Origin of the sequence: uncultured Brevundimonas sp., assembly GCF_937863155.1 — a bacterium.
GTDB lineage: Bacteria > Pseudomonadota > Alphaproteobacteria > Caulobacterales > Caulobacteraceae > Brevundimonas.
Genome location: NZ_CALMFB010000020.1, coordinates 1 through 15880, shown reverse-complemented (window position 1 = coordinate 15880; position 15880 = coordinate 1). Strand labels below are relative to the sequence as shown.

General features: G+C 69.8%; 19 protein-coding genes. 10 read left to right on the top strand and 9 right to left on the bottom strand.

The features are described from left to right. Window positions 1-150 precede the first annotated feature (150 nt). The gene (locus tag Q0581_RS02970; protein WP_298697470.1) at window positions 151-1401 is read left to right on the top strand and encodes an N-acetylmuramoyl-L-alanine amidase; all 1251 of its coding nucleotides are present in this window, start codon (window positions 151-153) and stop codon (window positions 1399-1401) included. Window positions 1402-1425: 24 nt separating this feature from the next. Here Q0581_RS02970 and Q0581_RS02965 read toward each other — a convergent pair whose 3' ends face one another. After that, complete coding sequence (locus Q0581_RS02965; protein ID WP_298697468.1) at window positions 1426-2094, bottom strand: J domain-containing protein; 669 nt, start codon at window positions 2092-2094, stop codon at window positions 1426-1428. A gap of 45 nt (window positions 2095-2139) precedes the next feature. Here Q0581_RS02965 and Q0581_RS02960 point away from each other — a divergent pair, with 45 nt between their 5' ends. The 4 genes from Q0581_RS02960 (at window position 2140) to Q0581_RS02945 (ending at window position 6345) form a co-directional block, all read left to right on the top strand. After that, window positions 2140-2442 carry a BolA family protein gene (locus tag Q0581_RS02960; protein WP_298697466.1) on the top strand — a complete coding sequence of 101 codons (303 nt, stop codon included), beginning with the start codon at window positions 2140-2142 and terminating at the stop codon, window positions 2440-2442. Window positions 2443-2527: 85 nt separating this feature from the next. Next, entirely contained in the window at window positions 2528-4345 is a 1818-nt protein-coding gene (locus tag Q0581_RS02955; RefSeq protein WP_298697464.1) for an ATP-binding protein, read from the top strand. A 58-nt stretch (window positions 4346-4403) separates the two neighbouring features. Further along, window positions 4404-5330, top strand: a complete 927-nt coding sequence (locus Q0581_RS02950) for a mechanosensitive ion channel family protein (RefSeq protein WP_298697462.1) — start codon at window positions 4404-4406, stop codon at window positions 5328-5330. 1 nt (window position 5331) lies between these two features. Next, complete coding sequence (locus Q0581_RS02945) at window positions 5332-6345, top strand: beta-eliminating lyase-related protein (RefSeq protein WP_298697459.1); 1014 nt, start codon at window positions 5332-5334, stop codon at window positions 6343-6345. A 13-nt stretch (window positions 6346-6358) separates the two neighbouring features. On the opposite strand, the gene Q0581_RS02940 is transcribed toward Q0581_RS02945, so the two are convergent. The 6 genes from Q0581_RS02940 to Q0581_RS02915 all read right to left on the bottom strand — a co-directional run bounded on the left by Q0581_RS02940 (window position 6359) and on the right by Q0581_RS02915 (window position 9981). Further along, a complete protein-coding gene (locus Q0581_RS02940) occupies window positions 6359-6838 on the bottom strand; it encodes a chemotaxis protein CheE (RefSeq protein WP_298697457.1) in 480 nt (159 codons plus the stop codon). Continuing rightward, a complete protein-coding gene (locus Q0581_RS02935) occupies window positions 6835-7422 on the bottom strand; it encodes a response regulator (RefSeq protein ID WP_298697455.1) in 588 nt (195 codons plus the stop codon). Before Q0581_RS02935 ends, Q0581_RS02940 begins: the two co-directional genes overlap by 4 nt. Window positions 7423-7507: 85 nt before the next feature. Continuing rightward, entirely contained in the window at window positions 7508-8467 is a 960-nt protein-coding gene (locus Q0581_RS02930; RefSeq protein WP_298697453.1) for an acetyl-CoA carboxylase carboxyltransferase subunit alpha, read from the bottom strand. Between the two features lie 86 nt (window positions 8468-8553). Beyond that, on the bottom strand, window positions 8554-8748 hold the full coding sequence (locus Q0581_RS02925; protein ID WP_298697450.1) for a type II toxin-antitoxin system HicA family toxin: 195 nt from the start codon (window positions 8746-8748) through the stop codon (window positions 8554-8556). A gap of 94 nt (window positions 8749-8842) precedes the next feature. Continuing rightward, window positions 8843-9067, bottom strand: a complete 225-nt coding sequence (locus tag Q0581_RS02920) for a DUF1902 domain-containing protein (RefSeq protein ID WP_298697449.1) — start codon at window positions 9065-9067, stop codon at window positions 8843-8845. A gap of 17 nt (window positions 9068-9084) precedes the next feature. Further along, complete coding sequence (locus Q0581_RS02915) at window positions 9085-9981, bottom strand: tyrosine recombinase (RefSeq protein WP_298697447.1); 897 nt, start codon at window positions 9979-9981, stop codon at window positions 9085-9087. Between the two features lie 92 nt (window positions 9982-10073). On the opposite strand from Q0581_RS02915, the gene Q0581_RS02910 reads away from it, so the two are divergent. Together Q0581_RS02910 and aroB are read left to right on the top strand one after the other, a co-directional pair. Next, on the top strand, window positions 10074-10643 hold the full coding sequence (locus Q0581_RS02910) for a shikimate kinase (RefSeq protein ID WP_298697445.1): 570 nt from the start codon (window positions 10074-10076) through the stop codon (window positions 10641-10643). After that, window positions 10640-11743: a 3-dehydroquinate synthase gene (aroB, locus tag Q0581_RS02905; RefSeq protein WP_298697443.1), complete on the top strand. Its 1104-nt coding sequence runs from the start codon at window positions 10640-10642 to the stop codon at window positions 11741-11743. The genes Q0581_RS02910 and aroB overlap by 4 nt, the downstream gene beginning before the upstream one ends. Here the strand turns inward: aroB and Q0581_RS02900 are convergent. Then, window positions 11740-12180: an MliC family protein gene (locus tag Q0581_RS02900; RefSeq protein ID WP_298697441.1), complete on the bottom strand. Its 441-nt coding sequence runs from the start codon at window positions 12178-12180 to the stop codon at window positions 11740-11742. The two genes, aroB and Q0581_RS02900, sit on opposite strands and share 4 nt — an antisense overlap. A gap of 6 nt (window positions 12181-12186) precedes the next feature. Next, window positions 12187-12648 (bottom strand): tRNA adenosine(34) deaminase TadA, encoded by a 462-nt coding sequence (tadA, locus tag Q0581_RS02895; protein ID WP_298697511.1) that lies wholly within the window; start codon window positions 12646-12648, stop codon window positions 12187-12189. Window positions 12649-12660: 12 nt separating this feature from the next. Here tadA and Q0581_RS02890 point away from each other — a divergent pair, with 12 nt between their 5' ends. From Q0581_RS02890 to Q0581_RS02880, 3 genes are read left to right on the top strand one after another with little or no spacing between them, the layout of a single operon-like run. Further along, a complete protein-coding gene (locus tag Q0581_RS02890) occupies window positions 12661-14124 on the top strand; it encodes a pseudouridine synthase (protein WP_298697439.1) in 1464 nt (487 codons plus the stop codon). Window positions 14125-14127: 3 nt separating this feature from the next. Beyond that, on the top strand, window positions 14128-14697 hold the full coding sequence (gene rsmD, locus Q0581_RS02885) for a 16S rRNA (guanine(966)-N(2))-methyltransferase RsmD (protein WP_298697437.1): 570 nt from the start codon (window positions 14128-14130) through the stop codon (window positions 14695-14697). Between the two features lie 32 nt (window positions 14698-14729). Next, window positions 14730-15764 carry a kelch repeat-containing protein gene (locus Q0581_RS02880; RefSeq protein ID WP_298697435.1) on the top strand — a complete coding sequence of 345 codons (1035 nt, stop codon included), beginning with the start codon at window positions 14730-14732 and terminating at the stop codon, window positions 15762-15764. Window positions 15765-15880 lie beyond the last annotated feature (116 nt).

Below are 15880 nucleotides of genomic sequence, written 5' to 3'. Positions count from 1 at the left end.
GAAATCCGCAGGCGGACAGGCGCGATCGGTTCGCGATCAGACAAATCATAGGGATTGCGCGTGTGAATTGAAAGCCGCCTCGCTCTTAACCCTATGCAAGGACTGATCTGGCAGACTGGGCGATCAGAACAGTTTGTGGGCGCCGTAAGAATGTACGGTCAAAGCGTTTTCAACCTGCGCCGCTGGCGCGCACGCGAATGGACGATGACGGCGGTGGCCTTCGTCGTGATCTGCGTCGTGCTGTTGACGGCCGGCCGGGGCCTGGCTTCGGCGGCGGCGGGCGAGGTGCTGGGCGTCCGCTTCGGCGGCGATGGTGAACGCACCCGCGTGGTCGTGGACCTGGAACGCACCGCCCGCGGATCGGTGATCGAGGACGGAACCACGGGCCGCGTCACCCTGGCGCTGGCGGGGGTCGCCTCGGGCCGTGGCCTGAACGGCGCGGGGTCCGGCCTGGTCAGCGGCTATCGCATCGCAGGGGCCACGGGCGCCTCGCGCGTGCATCTGGACCTGGCCAAGACCGCCGAGATCGAGCGCCGCTTCCTGCTGCCGCCCGGCGACGGTGTGCGGCACTATCGTTATGTCATCGACCTGAAGGCCAAGTCGGGCGCCGCACCGGCCGTGGCGGCGCCTGCGCCCCGCAACGCCCCAGCGCCCGCGCCGCGCCGCGCCGCGCCGCGCAACGAGCGGCCCCTGATTGTCATTGACGCCGGCCACGGCGGCCATGATCCCGGCACGCGCGGCGCCAATGCGACCGAACGCCAGGTGACCCTGCCGGCGGCCCAGGCCCTGAAGGCCGAGCTGGAGCGGCTGGGCCGCTATCGCGTCGTGCTGACGCGCAACACCGATGTCTATGTCACCCGTCCGCGCCGCGTGCAGATCGCGCGCGAGGCGGGGGCCGACCTGTTCATTTCGCTGCACGCCGATTCCAGCCCCGATCCGGCCACGCGCGGCGCCAGCGTCTATACCCTGTCCGAACAGGGGGCGACGCGGGCCGTGCGCCAGGTGCTGCGCGAAGGCGACTGGGCCCGCGACATGCGCCTGCCGGGGCGTGATCCGTCTGTGGACCGCATCCTGCTGGACATGACCCAGCGGGCGACCCAGAACCGTTCGGCTCAGTTCGCGCGGGTGCTGCTCAGCCATCTGGAAGCGGACGACCGCGCCCTGCTGCGTCGCAGCCATCGCGATGCGGGGTTCGAGGTTCTGCTGGCGCCCGACGTTCCGGCGGTGCTGCTGGAAATGGGCTTCATGACCAATGCCGACGACGAACGCGCCCTGACCGACGAACGGTCGCGCCGGCGCATGATGCGGGCGGTGGCCCAGTCGATCGACCGCTATTTCACCCAGCCCGAGACGCCGACGATGGTGGCGGACGCCCGCACCACGGCGCGCGGCCGGCCCTGAGCCTTCGCCGCTGAGTCGACGCCCCTAGACCATCCCGGCCTTTTTCAGCGTCTTCCAGGCCTTGATGACGCGCTGCAGCTTGGCCTCGGCGCCCCGGTCGCCGCCGTTGGTGTCGGGGTGACAGCGTTTCAGCAGGTCGTGATAGCGCGCCTTGATGTCCGCCTTGCCGGCCCCCGGCTCCAGATCCAGGTCGGCCAGCGCATTGCGTTCCAGCTTGCCCAGCCGCGGCCCGGCGTCGGCCGCCTTGGCCTGGGGTTCACCGCGTCGCCCGAACAGGCCGAAACTGTCGCGCCATGAGCCGGCGCCGGCGGTATTGCTGGTGCCGACCTTGGCCGCGAAGGCCGCCGCCTCGCGCGTGAATTTCCCGGCCTTCATCTCCCAGGTCGGGCGGCCGCCGGTCATGGCCTCATTCTCCTGCATGGCGCGGACCTCGCCCTCGCTCATGCCGGCGTAGAAATTCCAGCCCTTGTTGTATTCGGCGGCATGACCCTGACAGAAGTCATAGAATTCATTCAGCTGCTCGCGCGATCGGGGCGCGCGCGCCGTCGCCGGGCGGGTGCAGTCGGGCCACTGGCACGGCTTTTCGCCGGGTTTCAGGCGCAGGACGTCCTCGGCCGCCGCCGCCTCATCGTCCTGGGGCGGGCGCACGCGCATGTCGCGAAAGCGGGGTTTGTACTGGAATGACGCCGACATCGCCCCAATTGTAAGGCTGAATTGGACGCCATCAAGGAAATCACCGTGTCAGAAGGCCCCGTCGCGCAGGAAATCCGTCGCAAGTTGTCGCAATCCCTCACTCCGACCCGGCTGGAGATCCAGGACGACAGCGCGCGCCATGCGGGCCACCACCACGAAGGCGGCATGGATGGCCGTGACGGCGGTGAAAGCCATTTCAACCTGCTGGTCGTGTCGGACGCCTTCGAGGGGATGACCCGCGTGGCGCGCCAGCGGGCGGTGAATGCGGCGCTGAAAGACGAGCTGGCCGGGCCGGTCCACGCCCTTTCCATCCGCGCCCTGACGCCCGGCGAAGACGCCACCCGTTAAAATTTGAGGGAAATCAGCGTTCACTTCGTCTTAGAAGGTTCATCCTAGCGTCTGGCCCCGAGGGAAACCGATACGGGGCGGGGGCATGGTCGGATCAGAAGGCGTCGCGACGGGATTGACGGCCGAACAACGGCCGGGCGAAGCGGCGCAGGCCCTGACCGCCATCCTGCAGACCCAGTATCTGCGCTATCTGATCATCGCCAGCTGGGCGGTGGGCCTGCTCAGCGTCGTCGGCTGGCAGATCGCGCTGTTGTGGTTCGTGGCCACCATCGGCGCGGGCGCCCTGCGCGGCGCCTTTGAACGTCATCTGAGCGAGCGCGTCGGCTCGGGCTGGGGCCTGATGTTCCCGGCCGTGGCGACCGCGACCACGGCGGTGTGGGCCACGGCCCCGGTGATCGCCTGGTTCTCGGGCAAGCCGTTCGGGCACGAGCTGGCCGTGACCCTGCTGGTCGCCGGCTATGTTCTGGTGTTCGCCCAGCTGCGCAGTTCGCCGCGTCAGGCCATGGTGATCTCGTCGCCCTATGGCGTCGGCGCGCTGGCCATTGTGGCCAGCCTGTGGGGCGGGCCGCTGTTCTGGCCGTTCCTGGCCTCGGTGCCGCTGACGGCGGCCGGCCTGTTCGTGCTGGTGACCATGACCATGCTGCGCGAAGAGCGCATCCGCACCTTCCAGGAGCATCAGGCCCATCTGATCGAGGAGCTGGAAAGCGCCCGCGACAAGGCCAATGCCGCATCCGAGGCCAAGTCCAACTTCCTGGGCGTCATTTCGCACGAACTGCGCACGCCGATGAACGGCGTCCTGGGCGCGGCCCAGCTGTTGAGCGCCACCCGGCTGGAGGCGACCCAGCGGGAATATCTGTCGATCATCCGCAACTCGGGCGACAATCTGCTGAGCCTGCTGAACGACATCCTGGACATGACCAAGATCGAGGCGGGCAAGATGACCTTCGAGGTCGTGGACGTCAGCATCGCCGACCTGAACCGCCGGGTCACCGGCCCGTTCGAGGCCCAGGCCGAGGCCAAGGGGCTGGTTTTCGTGTCCGAGTTCGAAGGCGAAGTGCCCGCCGTGGTGCGTGGCGACCCCCTGCGCGTGTGCCAAGTGGTGCAGAATCTGCTGTCCAATGCCGTCAAATTCACCGACCGGGGCGAAATCCGTTATCGCATTCGCGGCGAACGCCTGTCGGACACCCGCGTCCGCTTCGACTTCATCGTGACCGACAGCGGCGCCGGCATCGCCCCGCATGATCTGGAGCGCCTGTTCCAGCCATTCACCCAGGTGGACGCCTCTTCGACCCGGCGGTTCGGGGGCACGGGCCTGGGCCTGACCATCGCACGGCGCATGGCCAACATCATGGGCGGCGACATCACGGTTCAGTCCGTGCTGGGCAAGGGATCGACCTTCGTTCTGTCGCTGGAAGCCGAAGTCGTGGAATGGGCCGAGGCCCAGCCCGACGAGGTGATCGACGCCGAGGTCGAGGGCGGCGAGCGTCTGAACGTGCTGGTGGTCGAAGATCACCCCGTCAACCGCATGATCCTGGAAGCCTGGATGAGTTCGGCCGGCCACATCATCTCGGCCGCCGAAAACGGCCAGATCGCGGTCGATGCGGCGGCGACCCAGCCGTTCGACCTGATCATCATGGACGTGAACATGCCGGTGATGGATGGCCTGACCGCGACGCGCCTGATCCGCGACGGCGAAGGCCCCAACCGCGACACGCCGGTGGTGGTGCTGTCCGCCTCGGCCCGCAACGAAGACCATGAAGCGGGGCTGGAGGCCGGCGCCGACGCCTATCTGAACAAGCCGATCGACTTCGCCGCCCTGGCCGCCCTGATGGGCCAGGTGTCGGGCGGGCGCACGGCCCTGCGCGCCCTGGGCGAGACGACCCGCAACGCCATGGCGGCCTGACGGCGTTCTTTCGTCGCCGTGGGCTTCCAATCCGTCGCCAAGGCGTTAGATGCGGCGCATGACCGATCTGCCGTCCTCTCTGAGCAACGCCCTGGAAGCGGGTGAGCGCGCCGTGGCCGTGGATGCGGCCGTGATCGCCAAACTGACCGAGATGGCCGGCGATTTCGCCATCAACCTGTCCATCGCGGCGCTGATCTTCGTCGCCACCCTGTTCGTGTCGCGCTGGGCGTCCGGCGCGGCGCGGCGCATGCTGGGGCGGGTGCGCGGCTTCCGCCATGACCCGACGGTGCTCAGTTTCGCCGTGCAGGTGGTTCGGGTCGTGGTGCTGATCATGGGCCTGATCGCCGTGCTGCAGCGGCTGGGGGTCCAGACCACCTCGATCATCGCCGTTCTGGGCGCGGCGTCCCTGGCCGTGGGCCTGGCCCTGCAGGGCACGCTGTCGAACGTGGCGGCGGGGGTGATGCTGCTGGTGCTGCGTCCCTATCGCGTGGGCGAGGTGATCGACCTGAACGGCGTCGCCGGCACGGTGAAGCGGCTGGACCTGTTCACCACCACACTGTCGAACGCCGACAACCACAGGATCACCGTGCCCAACGCCAAGGTTCTGAGCGACGTCGTCATCAACCTGACGGGCCAGAAGACCCGCCGGATCGAGATCAACTATACCGTTGGCTATTCCAGCGACCTGGCCCAGGCGCGGGCGGTTCTGGCCGCGGTGGCGTCGCTGCATGACAAGGTGCTGGAGGATCCCGCGCCCTGGACCGGGGTGACGGCCCTGCTGGACAGCGCGGTGCAGATCACCCTTCACGCCTGGGTCAAGGTCGAGGACTGGTGGCAGACCAAGGCCGATCTGATGCAGGCCGGCAAGGAGGCGCTGGACGAGGCGGGGATCGAGATTCCCTTCCCGCACCAGGTCGCGGTTCCCTATGGCGACGCCGAGCCGGAACCCGAGCCTGCGCCGCGCCCGCGAAAGGCGAGGGGCTGACGTGCGCTACGATTTCGGGTCCGACAACACCGCCGGCCTGGCGCCCCCCGCCCTGGAGGCGCTGATCGCCGCCAATACCGGGCCGGCGCCCGCCTATGGACGCGACGACATCACCGCCCGCGCCGCCGACGTGATCCGCCAACGCCTGGATGCGGACGCCGAGGTGCGGTTCGTCTTTTCCGGCACGGCGGGCAACGCCATCGCCCTGTCGATGCTGGCCTGGCCCTATGAGGCGGTGCTGGCGCATCATGCGGCTCATGTCTGCACCGACGAGACCGGCGCGCCGGGGTTCTTTGGCCAGGGCATGGGCCTGATCGGCCTGCCAGGTTTCTCGGGCAAGATCGAAGAGGCGGCCCTGCTGGCGGCGCTGGAAGAGCCCGAGGTCGGCCATCGCCAGCCGGCAGCGGCGCTGAGCCTGAGCCAGTCCACCGAATACGGCACGGTCTATACGGTGGACGAGATGCGCCGCCTGATCGAACCGGCCAAGGCGCGCGGCATGGGGGTGCATCTGGACGGGGCGCGGCTGGCCAATGCGGCGGCGGCGGGGTTCGACCTGACGCAGATCGCGCGTCTGGGCGTGGATCTGCTGGTGTTCGGCGGGGCCAAGGCGGGCGCCAGTTGCGTCGAGGCGGTGGTGATGTTCGACCGCAGCCTGGCGCGGCGCATCGACAACCGGTTGAAACAGGCGGGCCAGACCGCGTCCAAGGGCCGGTTCCTGGTCGCGCCGCTGCTGGGTCTGCTGGAAAGCGGCGCCTGGGAGACGGGGGCCGCCCACGCCAATCTGATGGCGGCGCGTCTGGCGGAAGGCATTGTCGCGGGAACGCCCTTCGTGCTGGCGCACCCGGTCGAGGCCAATACGGTCTTCGTGCGGATGTCCGAGGCCGCCCATGCGCGTCTGACGGCCGCCGGCTGGGCCTGCTATCGCTTTGACGACGGCTCGGTGCGGTTCGTCTGTTCCTGGGCCACGGCGGAACAGGCGGTGGACGAGCTTCTGGCTGCTATGCGCACCGTCTGAGCGCCTTCGGGCGTCAATCGGCCGCGTTCGGCCCCAGCTTGTGCTGCAACACCTTGGCCAGATGCTCCAGCACCGCCGAGCGCTGTGGCTCGGCGGCGTCGGGCAGGGAGGTCAGCAGCCGCATTGAATGGGCGTGAACCGTCACCACGCGCCAGTCCATGCGCCCCTGGCCGTCATGGGCGTCCAGATAGTCGCACAGCCCCCGGGCCGCCTGACACAGCGATCCCATGTCGAACATCCCCGCCGCGTCGATGATCTCGCTGGACAGGCGATAGGCTTCGGCCCGGGCCGGCAGGACGTCTTGCGGCGTGGCGGGCTCGACCAGGGCGGCCAGGGCGGTCAACCGCTCGCTGATCAACGCCTGGCTGCGCTCCTTCATGGCCTCCAGGTTGGCGTTGGCCTGACGGCGCGCCACGCCGACGCTGACGCCGCCGGACGTGTCGATCAGGCTGGACAGCCGGGACTTGCGCGGAATGGTTCTGACGACAGTCATGCTTCGTCTCCGGCGGCGGCCTTTTCGGCGGCGCGGGCGGCTTCCAGTTCGGCCTTGCGGATCAGGTCGGCGCGGCGTTCGACGCCGCCCGGCCCCGATCCGCTGCGGAACCGGCGGTCCGGCCCGAAATAATCGCCCACCTCGAGGAAGGGGCGGGTGTCCCGCGCCGTCCACACGATGCGCTCCAGAAGGGTCGTGGCGCTGAACGGCTTGGTCAGCAGGAAGTTGGCGCCGCAGTCGCGCACTCGGTTCAGCTTGTCCTTGCGCACATGGCCGCCGGTCATGATGACGGGGGCGAAGGCGTTGGGGTCCAAGCCCGACCGCCGCAGCCAGCTGACCAGCTCCAACCCGTCCATGCCGGGCATCTCGACGTCGACGAACAGCAGGTCGACGGTGTGATCCTTCAGGATCTCCATCGCCTCGGGCGCGCTGTGGCAGACATAGCGGACCGGCATGCCGAAACCCATCAGCGCCTGGGTCGTCAGTTCCAGCGAGAACGGCGAATCGTCCACGACCAGGGTCACCGCGCCGCCCAGATTGACGACCGCGCTGTCGCGAAGACCTTCCAGCAGAGGCGTCAGCACCGGCGAACCCGCGTCAGATGTGGTGACGGCCAGCTTGCGGCGTGGCGAGTGGACGCGACGTTAACGCGCCGGGTCGCGATGGGCGTCAGCCGCCCTTTTCCAGCCGGCCGATGGCGTAGAAGCGGTCGGCCCGCGCCTGGCGCACCTGAGCCGGCGTCAGACCCGACAGGGCCTCCAGCTCTTCGGCCAGAACATCGCCCACGCGGGTGATGGCGGCCTCGCGGTCGGCGTGGGCGCCGCCGACGGGTTCTTCGATCAGGCGGTCGACGATCTTCAGGCCGATCAGGTCCGGCCCGGTGATCTTCATGGCCATGGCGGCGTCCTTGGCCCGCGCGCCGTCGCGCCACAGGATGCCGGCGGCCCCTTCGGGCGAGATGACCGAATAGATGGAATGTTCCAGCATCAGCACACGGCTGGCGGCAGCGATGGCGATGGCGCCGCCCGATCCGCCTTCGCCGGTGATGGTGGCGATCGACGGCGTGCCCAGGGTCAGGCCGCGTTCGGTCGAGCGGGCGATGGCCTCGGCCTGGCCGCGTTCCTCCGCCCCCAGGCCCGGATAGGCGCCGGCGGTGTCCACGAAGGTCAGCACCGGCAGGGCGTATTGTTCGGCCAGGTCCATCAGGCGCACCGCCTTGCGATACCCCTCGGGCCGGGCCATGCCGAAATTGTGGGTCAGGCGGGTGGCGGTGTCGTGGCCCTTTTCGTGGCCCATGATGACCACGGGGCGGCCGCGGAACCGCGCCAGACCGCCGATGATCGCCTGATCGTCGCCGAACTGACGGTCGCCGTGCAGTTCGGTGAAGTCGGTGAACAGGCCGTCGACATAATCGACGAAATGCGGCCGCTGGGGGTGGCGCGCCACCTGGGTCTTCATCCAGGGGTCCAACTGGCCATAGGTCTTCTTGCGCAGCTGTTCGGCCTTCTTGCGCAGGCCCTCGATTTCCGAATCGAACGAACCGGCGGTCGAGGACAGCAGGCTCAGCTCCTCGATCTTGGCTTCCAGATCGGCGATCGGCTTTTCGAAATCGAGATAGTGCGTGGCCATGAAGGCGTCCGGGAACAGCGGGCGCGAACGCCCAGTCGGAAGGCGGCGGAACCTAGTGTCCTGAACGCCGGGGGGCAAGCGCGGGTTCAGAACGCCTTGGGCAGTCCGGCCTGTTTGAGGACTTCATTGGCGGTATGTCGGCTTTTTGATCGCGGCACGATCACCGAGTGAGAATGATCGGGGTGGCGCCATTTCTCATGACTGCCTTTTGCGTTCGTCACACGACGCCAACCAGCGGCGTGCAGCAAGGCGGTCAGCTCGAGATAAAAATCCTTGGGCATTTCGCTTCGCCTTTCGATCAGCGAAGCCTGCCGTCACGAGGCCAAACGCCACAATCCAACGACTGTTGTTTAACGCCCGGAAACAACAGCCGCCTCATGCCGCGATGACGTCAAAGCCGCCAACGGCCTCAAAGCGGATCGGTACCTGACCGTGAATGCCGAGGTTCTCGGCCAGCAATTCAGAAGCAAAATGACGGGCCAGGGACTCGAACTCCGTCAACGTCGCGGTCTCGATCACCAGCCCTGGAATATTGGACTCGCTGCACCAGACGCTCGCCTCGGCGTCCCAGATGGCCTTGACGTAGAAAGACTGGGTCATGGCCTGACTATGCGCTCTCAGTCGTCACGCGCCAAGGGATGGTTGGACCGCACCACTTCGCTCAGACGGTCGGTGGCGACGTGGGTGTAGATCTGGGTGGTGGCGATGTCGGCGTGGCCCAGCAGGGTCTGGACCACGCGCAGGTCGGCGCCCCCTTCCAGCAGATGGGTGGCGAAGGCGTGGCGCAGGACGTGCGGGCTGACGCGGGAAGGCTCAATCCCGGCCTGGATCGCCGCCTGGTCCAGCAACTGGGCGAACCGGCGCGGCGTCAGATGGCCGGATGCGCCGCTGGAGGGGAACAGCCACGGACTGTCGGGCGCCTCGGGCTTTTTTCCGGCGTCGCGCACGGCCAGCCAGGCCTGGACGGCGGTGCGGGCGGCGGTGTTCAGGGGGGCCAGACGCTCCTTGCCGCCCTTGCCGCGCACGATCAGGAAGGCCGGATCGCGCCGCACCGCCTCGACCTTCAGCGCCAGCAGCTCGGACACCCGCAGGCCCGAGGCGTAGGACAGCTCCATCAGGGCCAGCAGGCGCGGCCCGGCGGCCCCTTCATGGGTGGCGGCGGCGGCCAGCAGGCGGTCGATCTCGTCGCGGCTCAGCACCTTGGGCAGGGGGCGGCCCTGTTTCGGCGCATCCAGCCGCCGCGTGGGGTCGTCGGCGCGCCAGCCCTCGGACAGGGCGAACCGATAGAACTGCCGCACGGCCGAGCGCCGCCGCGCCGCCGTCGCCGCCGACAGGCCGCGCCGCGACAGGTCGGCGAACCAGGCCTCTACTCCCTCGGCGTCCGCCGTCATCAGGCCACCGGTTCCGGCCTCAGCATCGGCCAGATCGCGCCCATAGGCGGCCAGGGTGTGGGGCGAGGCGTCGCGTTCGACGGCCATCATCTCTAGAAAGGCCTCGATCTGGGGCGTGGTCACCGCTGGCCTGCCGCCGGGCTTGGTGTAGAGGGTAGGGCGATCATGTCCGCCTTGGCCGTCCGTCCTGTTTCCATCGCCTTGCGAGCAAGGCCATGAGCGCCGTCGATTCGGCCGCGGCCCCCGCGCGACGCACCATAGCCCTGGTCGGGCTGATGGGGGTGGGGAAATCGACCGTGGGCCGACGCCTGGCCCAGCGCCTGACCATGCCCTTCGTCGACGCCGACCACGAGATCGAGGAGGCCGCCGGCATGACGGTAGCCGACATCTTCTCCAGCCTGGGCGAGGCCGAGTTTCGCGCGGGCGAGGCGCGGGTGATGCGGCGGCTGCTGGAAGGCCCGCCTATCGTCCTGGCCACCGGCGGCGGGGCCATGCTGAACCCCGATACCCGCGCCCTGATGAAACAGGCCGCCACCAGCGTCTGGATGCGCGCCGACCTGGCCGTGGTGGCCGAACGGGTGCAGAGGCGCGACACCCGGCCCCTGCTGCGCGGCCGCGATCCGCTTCAGACGCTGACGACCCTGGCCGAGGCGCGCTATCCGCTCTACGCCGAGGCGGATCTGACGGTCGATGTCGGCGCCGGCGCCCATGCCCAGGCGGTCGAGGCCATCCTGCGCCAGTTGCGCCGTCACTGGCGCCAGACAGAACGGCAGGCCGCATCATGACAATGATCGAGGTCCGGGGGGCGGGGTTCAGCCCGTATCAGGTTGTGGTCGGCCGCGGCCTGCTGGCCCAGGCGGGCGCGCTCTGTGCGCCGTTCGCGCGCGGGCGGGTGGCGGTGGTCACGGACGAGACGGTGGCCGCCCTGCATGGGACGACGGTGCTGGAGGCGCTGGAGGCCGCCGGGCTGAAGCCGCGTCTGGTCGCCGTTCCGGCGGGCGAGGCGTCCAAGTCGTTCGCCGAGCTGGAGCGGGTGCTGGATCGGATGCTGGCGGCCGGGCTGGACCGGTCGGATCTGGTCGTGGCCCTGGGCGGCGGCGTGGTGGGTGACCTGGCCGGTCTGGCGGCGGCCCTGTTCATGCGCGGCGTCGACTTCGTGCAGGTTCCGACCACACTGCTGGCCCAGGTCGACAGTTCTGTGGGCGGCAAGACGGCCATCGACACGCCGCGCGGCAAGAATCTGGTCGGCGCCTTCCACCAGCCGCGCCGGGTCATCGCCGACATCGACGCCCTGGCCACCCTGCCGCCGCGCCAGCTGCGATCCGGCTGGGCCGAGGTGCTGAAGCATGGGCTGATCTGCGACGCCGACCTGTTCGAATGGCTGGGCGGGGCGGGCGCGGCCGGGGCGGCGGGCGATGCGGCGGCGCTGGAGCGGGCCGTGGTCCGCTCGGTCCAGATCAAGGCCGAGGTGGTGGGTCAGGACGAACGCGAATCCGGCCGCCGCGCCCTGCTGAACCTGGGCCACACCTTCGGCCATGCGCTGGAGGCCGAGCTGGGCTTTGGCGACGCCCTGACCCATGGCGAGGCGGTGGCTATCGGCTGCGCCATGGCCTTCCGCTTTTCAGCGGCCCAGGGGCTGTGCGACGCGGCCGAGGCCGAGCGGGCGCAGGCGGGCATCGCCGCATCCGGCCTGCCGACGCGGTTGGATCAGGCCGGGGCGTTCAACGCCGACGCCCTGCTGAAGCGGATGGCAGGCGACAAGAAGGCCGAGGGCGGGCGGCTGACGCTGATCCTGGCCCACGGGATCGGCCGCGCCTTTGTGGCCCGGGATGTCGATCCGGCGGCGTTGCGCGCGTTTCTGTTGACCGAAGGGGCCGGGGCCTAATCCACCGCGCGGCAGTCGGTTGGCGCGCGGCCGTCGGCGGACCAGCTGGCCATCGCCCCGCGTCCGCGCAGTTCATAGCCCGAGGCGCGATACCAGATGCCGTCGGCGGCGCGGGCCTGGAACAGGTCCACCGCCTCGCCGGTGGAGTTTCGCACCGTGGCCATCTGGCGCGGATTGTCGAAATCGACCGACAGCCGTTCCCCGTCGTTGCACAGATAGACGGCGCGGATGGTGCGGTTCATGGCCCGGTCCTGAAGCTCGGCGCCCGTGCGGCGCTTGGCGGTCTGAGCCTCGATGGCCCGCTGCTTGACCGCTTCGCCATCGGTGGGGGCCGCGCGCGGCTCGGCGCTGCAGGCCGACAGCCCGACCATCAGGGCCAACAGGCCCAGACCGACATAGACGATGACCTGGGGATCGACGTTCAGGGACGACTTCATGCCGCCTTAACGCGACGCCGGCGCCGCCGTTCCGCCCCGCTTGAGGCGAAAGAAAGACCGCAGCAGTTCCGCCGCCGCCTGGGCCTCTATCCCGCCCTGGATCGCGGGTTTCCAGTGGCAGGTCGGCTGGTCGAACACGCGGGGGCCATGGATCACCGCCCCACCCTTGGGATCGTCGGCGCCCCAGACCACGCGGCCGATGCGGGCGTGGCTGATGGCCCCGGCGCACATGGCGCAGGGTTCCAGCGTGACGTACAGTGTCAGGTCCATCAGCCGATAGTTGCCGCGCGCCTGGGCCGCGGCGCGGATGGCCTGAATCTCCGCATGGGCGGTGGGGTCGTGCCCGGAAATCGGGGCGTTGAAGCCGGTGGCGACCACCTGACCCGTGGCCGGATCGACCACGACGGCGCCCACGGGCACCTCTCCGGCGTCCGCCGCCGCTTGCGCTAGGTCCAGCGCCATGCGCATGAACCGCAGATCATGGTCCGTCATACCTCCGACAACGACAAGAAGCCCCGCCCGCGTCAAGCCGATGGCGAGCGCGGCCCGCGCAAATCCGACGCCGGCGGCATCCGCGGCAAGCGCTATTCCGCCGACAAGCCCGGCGGGAAGGGCGGCAAGGACGCCAAGGCGCCGGCTGAACCCAAGCGCACCGAACGCATCGCCAAGGCCATGGCCCGCGCCGGCATCGCCTCGCGCCGCGAGGTCGAGCGGCTGATCGGCCTGGGCAAGGTGGCGGTGAACGGCCGCATCCTGGACACGCCCGCCACTCTGGTCACCCGCGACGACGTCATCACCGTGGACGGCAAGCCGATCGGCGCGGCCCAGGCCACGCGGGTGTGGCGCTATCACAAGCCGGCGGGTCTGTTGACCAGCCACAACGACCCGGCGGGCCGTCCGACGGTGTTCGACGCCCTGCCGGCGGGCCTGCCGCGCGTGATCTCGGTCGGGCGGCTGGACCTGGCGACCGAGGGGCTGCTGCTGCTGACCAATGACGGCGAGCTGAGCCGCGCGCTTGAGCTGCCGACCACCGCCCTGGTGCGCCAGTATCGAGCGCGCGCCCATGGCCGGGTGACCCAGGAGAAGCTGGATACGCTGAAAGACGGCGTGACGGTGGACGGCGTCAGCTATGGCCCCATCGAGGCCAAGCTGGACAAGGCCAAGGAGACATCCGACGACGGCAAGGCCCCGGCCAACCTGTGGATCAGCGTCTCGATCACCGAGGGCAAGAACCGCGAGGTCCGCAAGGTGCTGGAGCATCTGGGCCTTCGGGTGAACCGCCTGATCCGCCTGGCCTATGGCCCGTTCCAGTTGGGCACGCTGGACGTCAACACGGTGGAAGAGGTCGGCCCCCGCGTGATCCGCGAACTGCTGGCCGACCACATCCGGCCCGAGAACCTGCCCACCGGCAACACGGTCGAAACCCCTGCGCCCATTCCCGGGCGTCGGCCCAGCGGCCCGGTCGTGCGCGGCAAGTCCGGCTCGGCCATGTCGGACCCCTCGCGCAAGCCCAGCCGGGTCCGCGCCGCCGAGGCCGCCCAGGAAGACGCCGTGGCCAAGCGCGAACGCCCGGCGAAAAAACCCGACGGCTGGGCCAAGGCCAAGCCGAAGTTCGAGCATCCCAAACGCGACTTCAAACCCCGCGCCCGCCCTGATGGCGCGGAAACCGAAGGCGAGCGTCCGAAACGCGCCTTCAAGCCGCGCGAGGACAAGATCATCGGGCCGAAATCCGACACCTGGGCCCGTGACGGCAAGCCTGCCGGCCGCAGCGGACCCAAGCGCGAGTTCAAGCCCCGCGACGGCGCGCCTCGTGGCGCGGGCGGGCCTCGCAAAGATCCGGGCGGCGGCTTCGCCAAGGGGCGTCCCGGTGGCGGCAAGCCGGGCGGCGCCAAACCTGGCGGCGGCCGGCCCGGCGGCCCGCGCGGACCGCGTTCGGGCGGCTGATCCATGCGGATCGTCGCCGGATCTCTGAAGGGCCGGGCCATCGTGGCGCCGGACGGGCAGGGCACGCGCCCCACGTCCGACCGCGCGCGCCAGGCCATCTTCAACGTGCTGGAACACGCCGCCTGGGCCGAACCGATCGCTGATGCGCGGGTCATCGACCTGTACGCCGGCTCCGGCGCCCTGGGCTTCGAGGCGATCAGCCGGGGCGCGGCCTTCGCCCTGTTCGTGGAAACCGACGACGAGGCGCGCGGCGCCATCCGCGAGAACGCCGACGCCTATGGCTTGATGGGCCGCACCCGCGTGCATCGCCGCAGCGCCACCGACCTGGGCGCCCGGCCCGGTTCGGCGGGCGAAGCCTTCACCCTGGCCTTCCTGGACCCGCCCTATGGCAAGGGGCTGGGGGAACAGACGCTGGCGAAACTGCTGGAAGGCGACTGGCTGGTCCCCGGCGCCCTCGTGGTGTTCGAGCGGGGATCGGACGAGCCTGAGATCGACACACCCGGCTATCAGCGGCTGGACGCGCGCGACTATGGCGCCGCGCGGGTGCTGTTCCTGCGGGTCGCGGCGGGATAGCGCGACAGGCAGTCCCGGCCTAGGCTGGCGCCATGACCCTGATTGATCGTCGCACCCTGCTGGCCGCCGCGATGGCCGCCGGTCCGTCCCTGGCCTGGGCGAAGGCGGAACTGGGTCGGTCCTGGGCGCCGCGCGCCGCTCTGCCGTGGCCGGTTCAGGAAATCTACGCCGCCGTCGATGGCCGGGGCCGGATCGTCCTGACCGGCGGGCTGGTGCGCCAGGGGCGGGGCCTGCGGATCGAGGATCGTACGGGGCTGTACGATCCCGCCGCCGACGCCTGGGCCGAGGGGCCGCGCCTGCCGTCGCCGCGGCATCATCCGATGATCGTGGCCGATGTGGCCGGACGCATCCACGCCTTCGGCGGCTATGGCGCGGGCGAAGGCGGCGACTGGACGGCCATGAGCGAGGTCTGGCGACTGGATGATGACGGCTGGACCCCGGTCTCGGCCATGCCGCAGCTCCTAAGCGAAACCGTGGGCGCCGTGCTGGGCGACCGCATCCACCTGGTCACCGGTCGTTCGCCCAAGGGGGCGGCCAATGGCGGCTGGAACGATCAGGGCGACGTGGCGACCCATCTGGTCTTCCATCCGGCCGACGGCGTCTGGGATCAGGCGCGCCCTTGCCCGATGGCCCGCAACAGCGCGGCCGGGGCGGTGCTGGACGGCGCCCTTTATGTCGCGGGCGGCCGCACCGTCGAAGGCGGCGGCACGGGCCGACTGGATCGCTATGATCCCGCAGGCGACCGCTGGGACACCCTGGCGCCCATTCCAGTGTCGGCGGGCGGCCAACAGGTGGGCGGCGGTCTGGCCATGGCGGCGGTCGGGGGGCGATTGGTCGCTTTTGGCGGGGAATGGTTCGGCCCACGCGGAGGCTCGGGCGGCGGCGTCTTCGCCGAAACCTGGATCTATGAGCCGCAGCGGGACGCCTGGCGATCCGGGCCGCCGATGCGAACGCCCCGGCATGGGCTGGCGGGCGTGGCGGCAGGCGGCGTGGTCTATGCGTTGGCGGGCGGCGAAGTCGTGTCCGGCGGCCTGGCTGGCGGCGTGGTCGAGGCGCTGAGTCTCTAAAACGGACGCTGAAGCCGGTCCGTCAGCCCCTGCGCGGCCGCCGTCACCTCGGCCCAGGTGACGTCAAAGCCGGCCTCGTCGCCGAACCAGGGATCGACCACGCCCTGACCCTGGCG

Excerpts from the sequence above, each read along its gene's own strand:
- tadA (WP_298697511.1), bottom strand. The coding sequence starts at position 12,648 with ATGCGCATGGCGCTGGACCTAGCGCAAGCGGCGGCGGACGCCGGAGAG.
- Q0581_RS02955 (WP_298697464.1), top strand. The coding sequence starts at position 2,528 with ATGGTCGGATCAGAAGGCGTCGCGACGGGATTGACGGCCGAACAACGG.
- Q0581_RS02920 (WP_298697449.1), bottom strand. The coding sequence starts at position 9,067 with ATGACCCAGTCTTTCTACGTCAAGGCCATCTGGGACGCCGAGGCGAGC.
- Q0581_RS02880 (WP_298697435.1), top strand. The coding sequence starts at position 14,730 with ATGACCCTGATTGATCGTCGCACCCTGCTGGCCGCCGCGATGGCCGCC.
- Q0581_RS02925 (WP_298697450.1), bottom strand. The coding sequence starts at position 8,748 with ATGCCCAAGGATTTTTATCTCGAGCTGACCGCCTTGCTGCACGCCGCT.
- Q0581_RS02965 (WP_298697468.1), bottom strand. The coding sequence starts at position 2,094 with ATGTCGGCGTCATTCCAGTACAAACCCCGCTTTCGCGACATGCGCGTG.
- aroB (WP_298697443.1), top strand. The coding sequence starts at position 10,640 with ATGACAATGATCGAGGTCCGGGGGGCGGGGTTCAGCCCGTATCAGGTT.
- Q0581_RS02910 (WP_298697445.1), top strand. The coding sequence starts at position 10,074 with ATGAGCGCCGTCGATTCGGCCGCGGCCCCCGCGCGACGCACCATAGCC.
- Q0581_RS02970 (WP_298697470.1), top strand. The coding sequence starts at position 151 with ATGTACGGTCAAAGCGTTTTCAACCTGCGCCGCTGGCGCGCACGCGAA.
- Q0581_RS02940 (WP_298697457.1), bottom strand. The coding sequence starts at position 6,838 with ATGACTGTCGTCAGAACCATTCCGCGCAAGTCCCGGCTGTCCAGCCTG.
- Q0581_RS02890 (WP_298697439.1), top strand. The coding sequence starts at position 12,661 with ATGGTCCGTCATACCTCCGACAACGACAAGAAGCCCCGCCCGCGTCAA.
- Q0581_RS02950 (WP_298697462.1), top strand. The coding sequence starts at position 4,404 with ATGACCGATCTGCCGTCCTCTCTGAGCAACGCCCTGGAAGCGGGTGAG.
- rsmD (WP_298697437.1), top strand. The coding sequence starts at position 14,128 with ATGCGGATCGTCGCCGGATCTCTGAAGGGCCGGGCCATCGTGGCGCCG.
- Q0581_RS02930 (WP_298697453.1), bottom strand. The coding sequence starts at position 8,467 with ATGGCCACGCACTATCTCGATTTCGAAAAGCCGATCGCCGATCTGGAA.
- Q0581_RS02900 (WP_298697441.1), bottom strand. The coding sequence starts at position 12,180 with ATGAAGTCGTCCCTGAACGTCGATCCCCAGGTCATCGTCTATGTCGGT.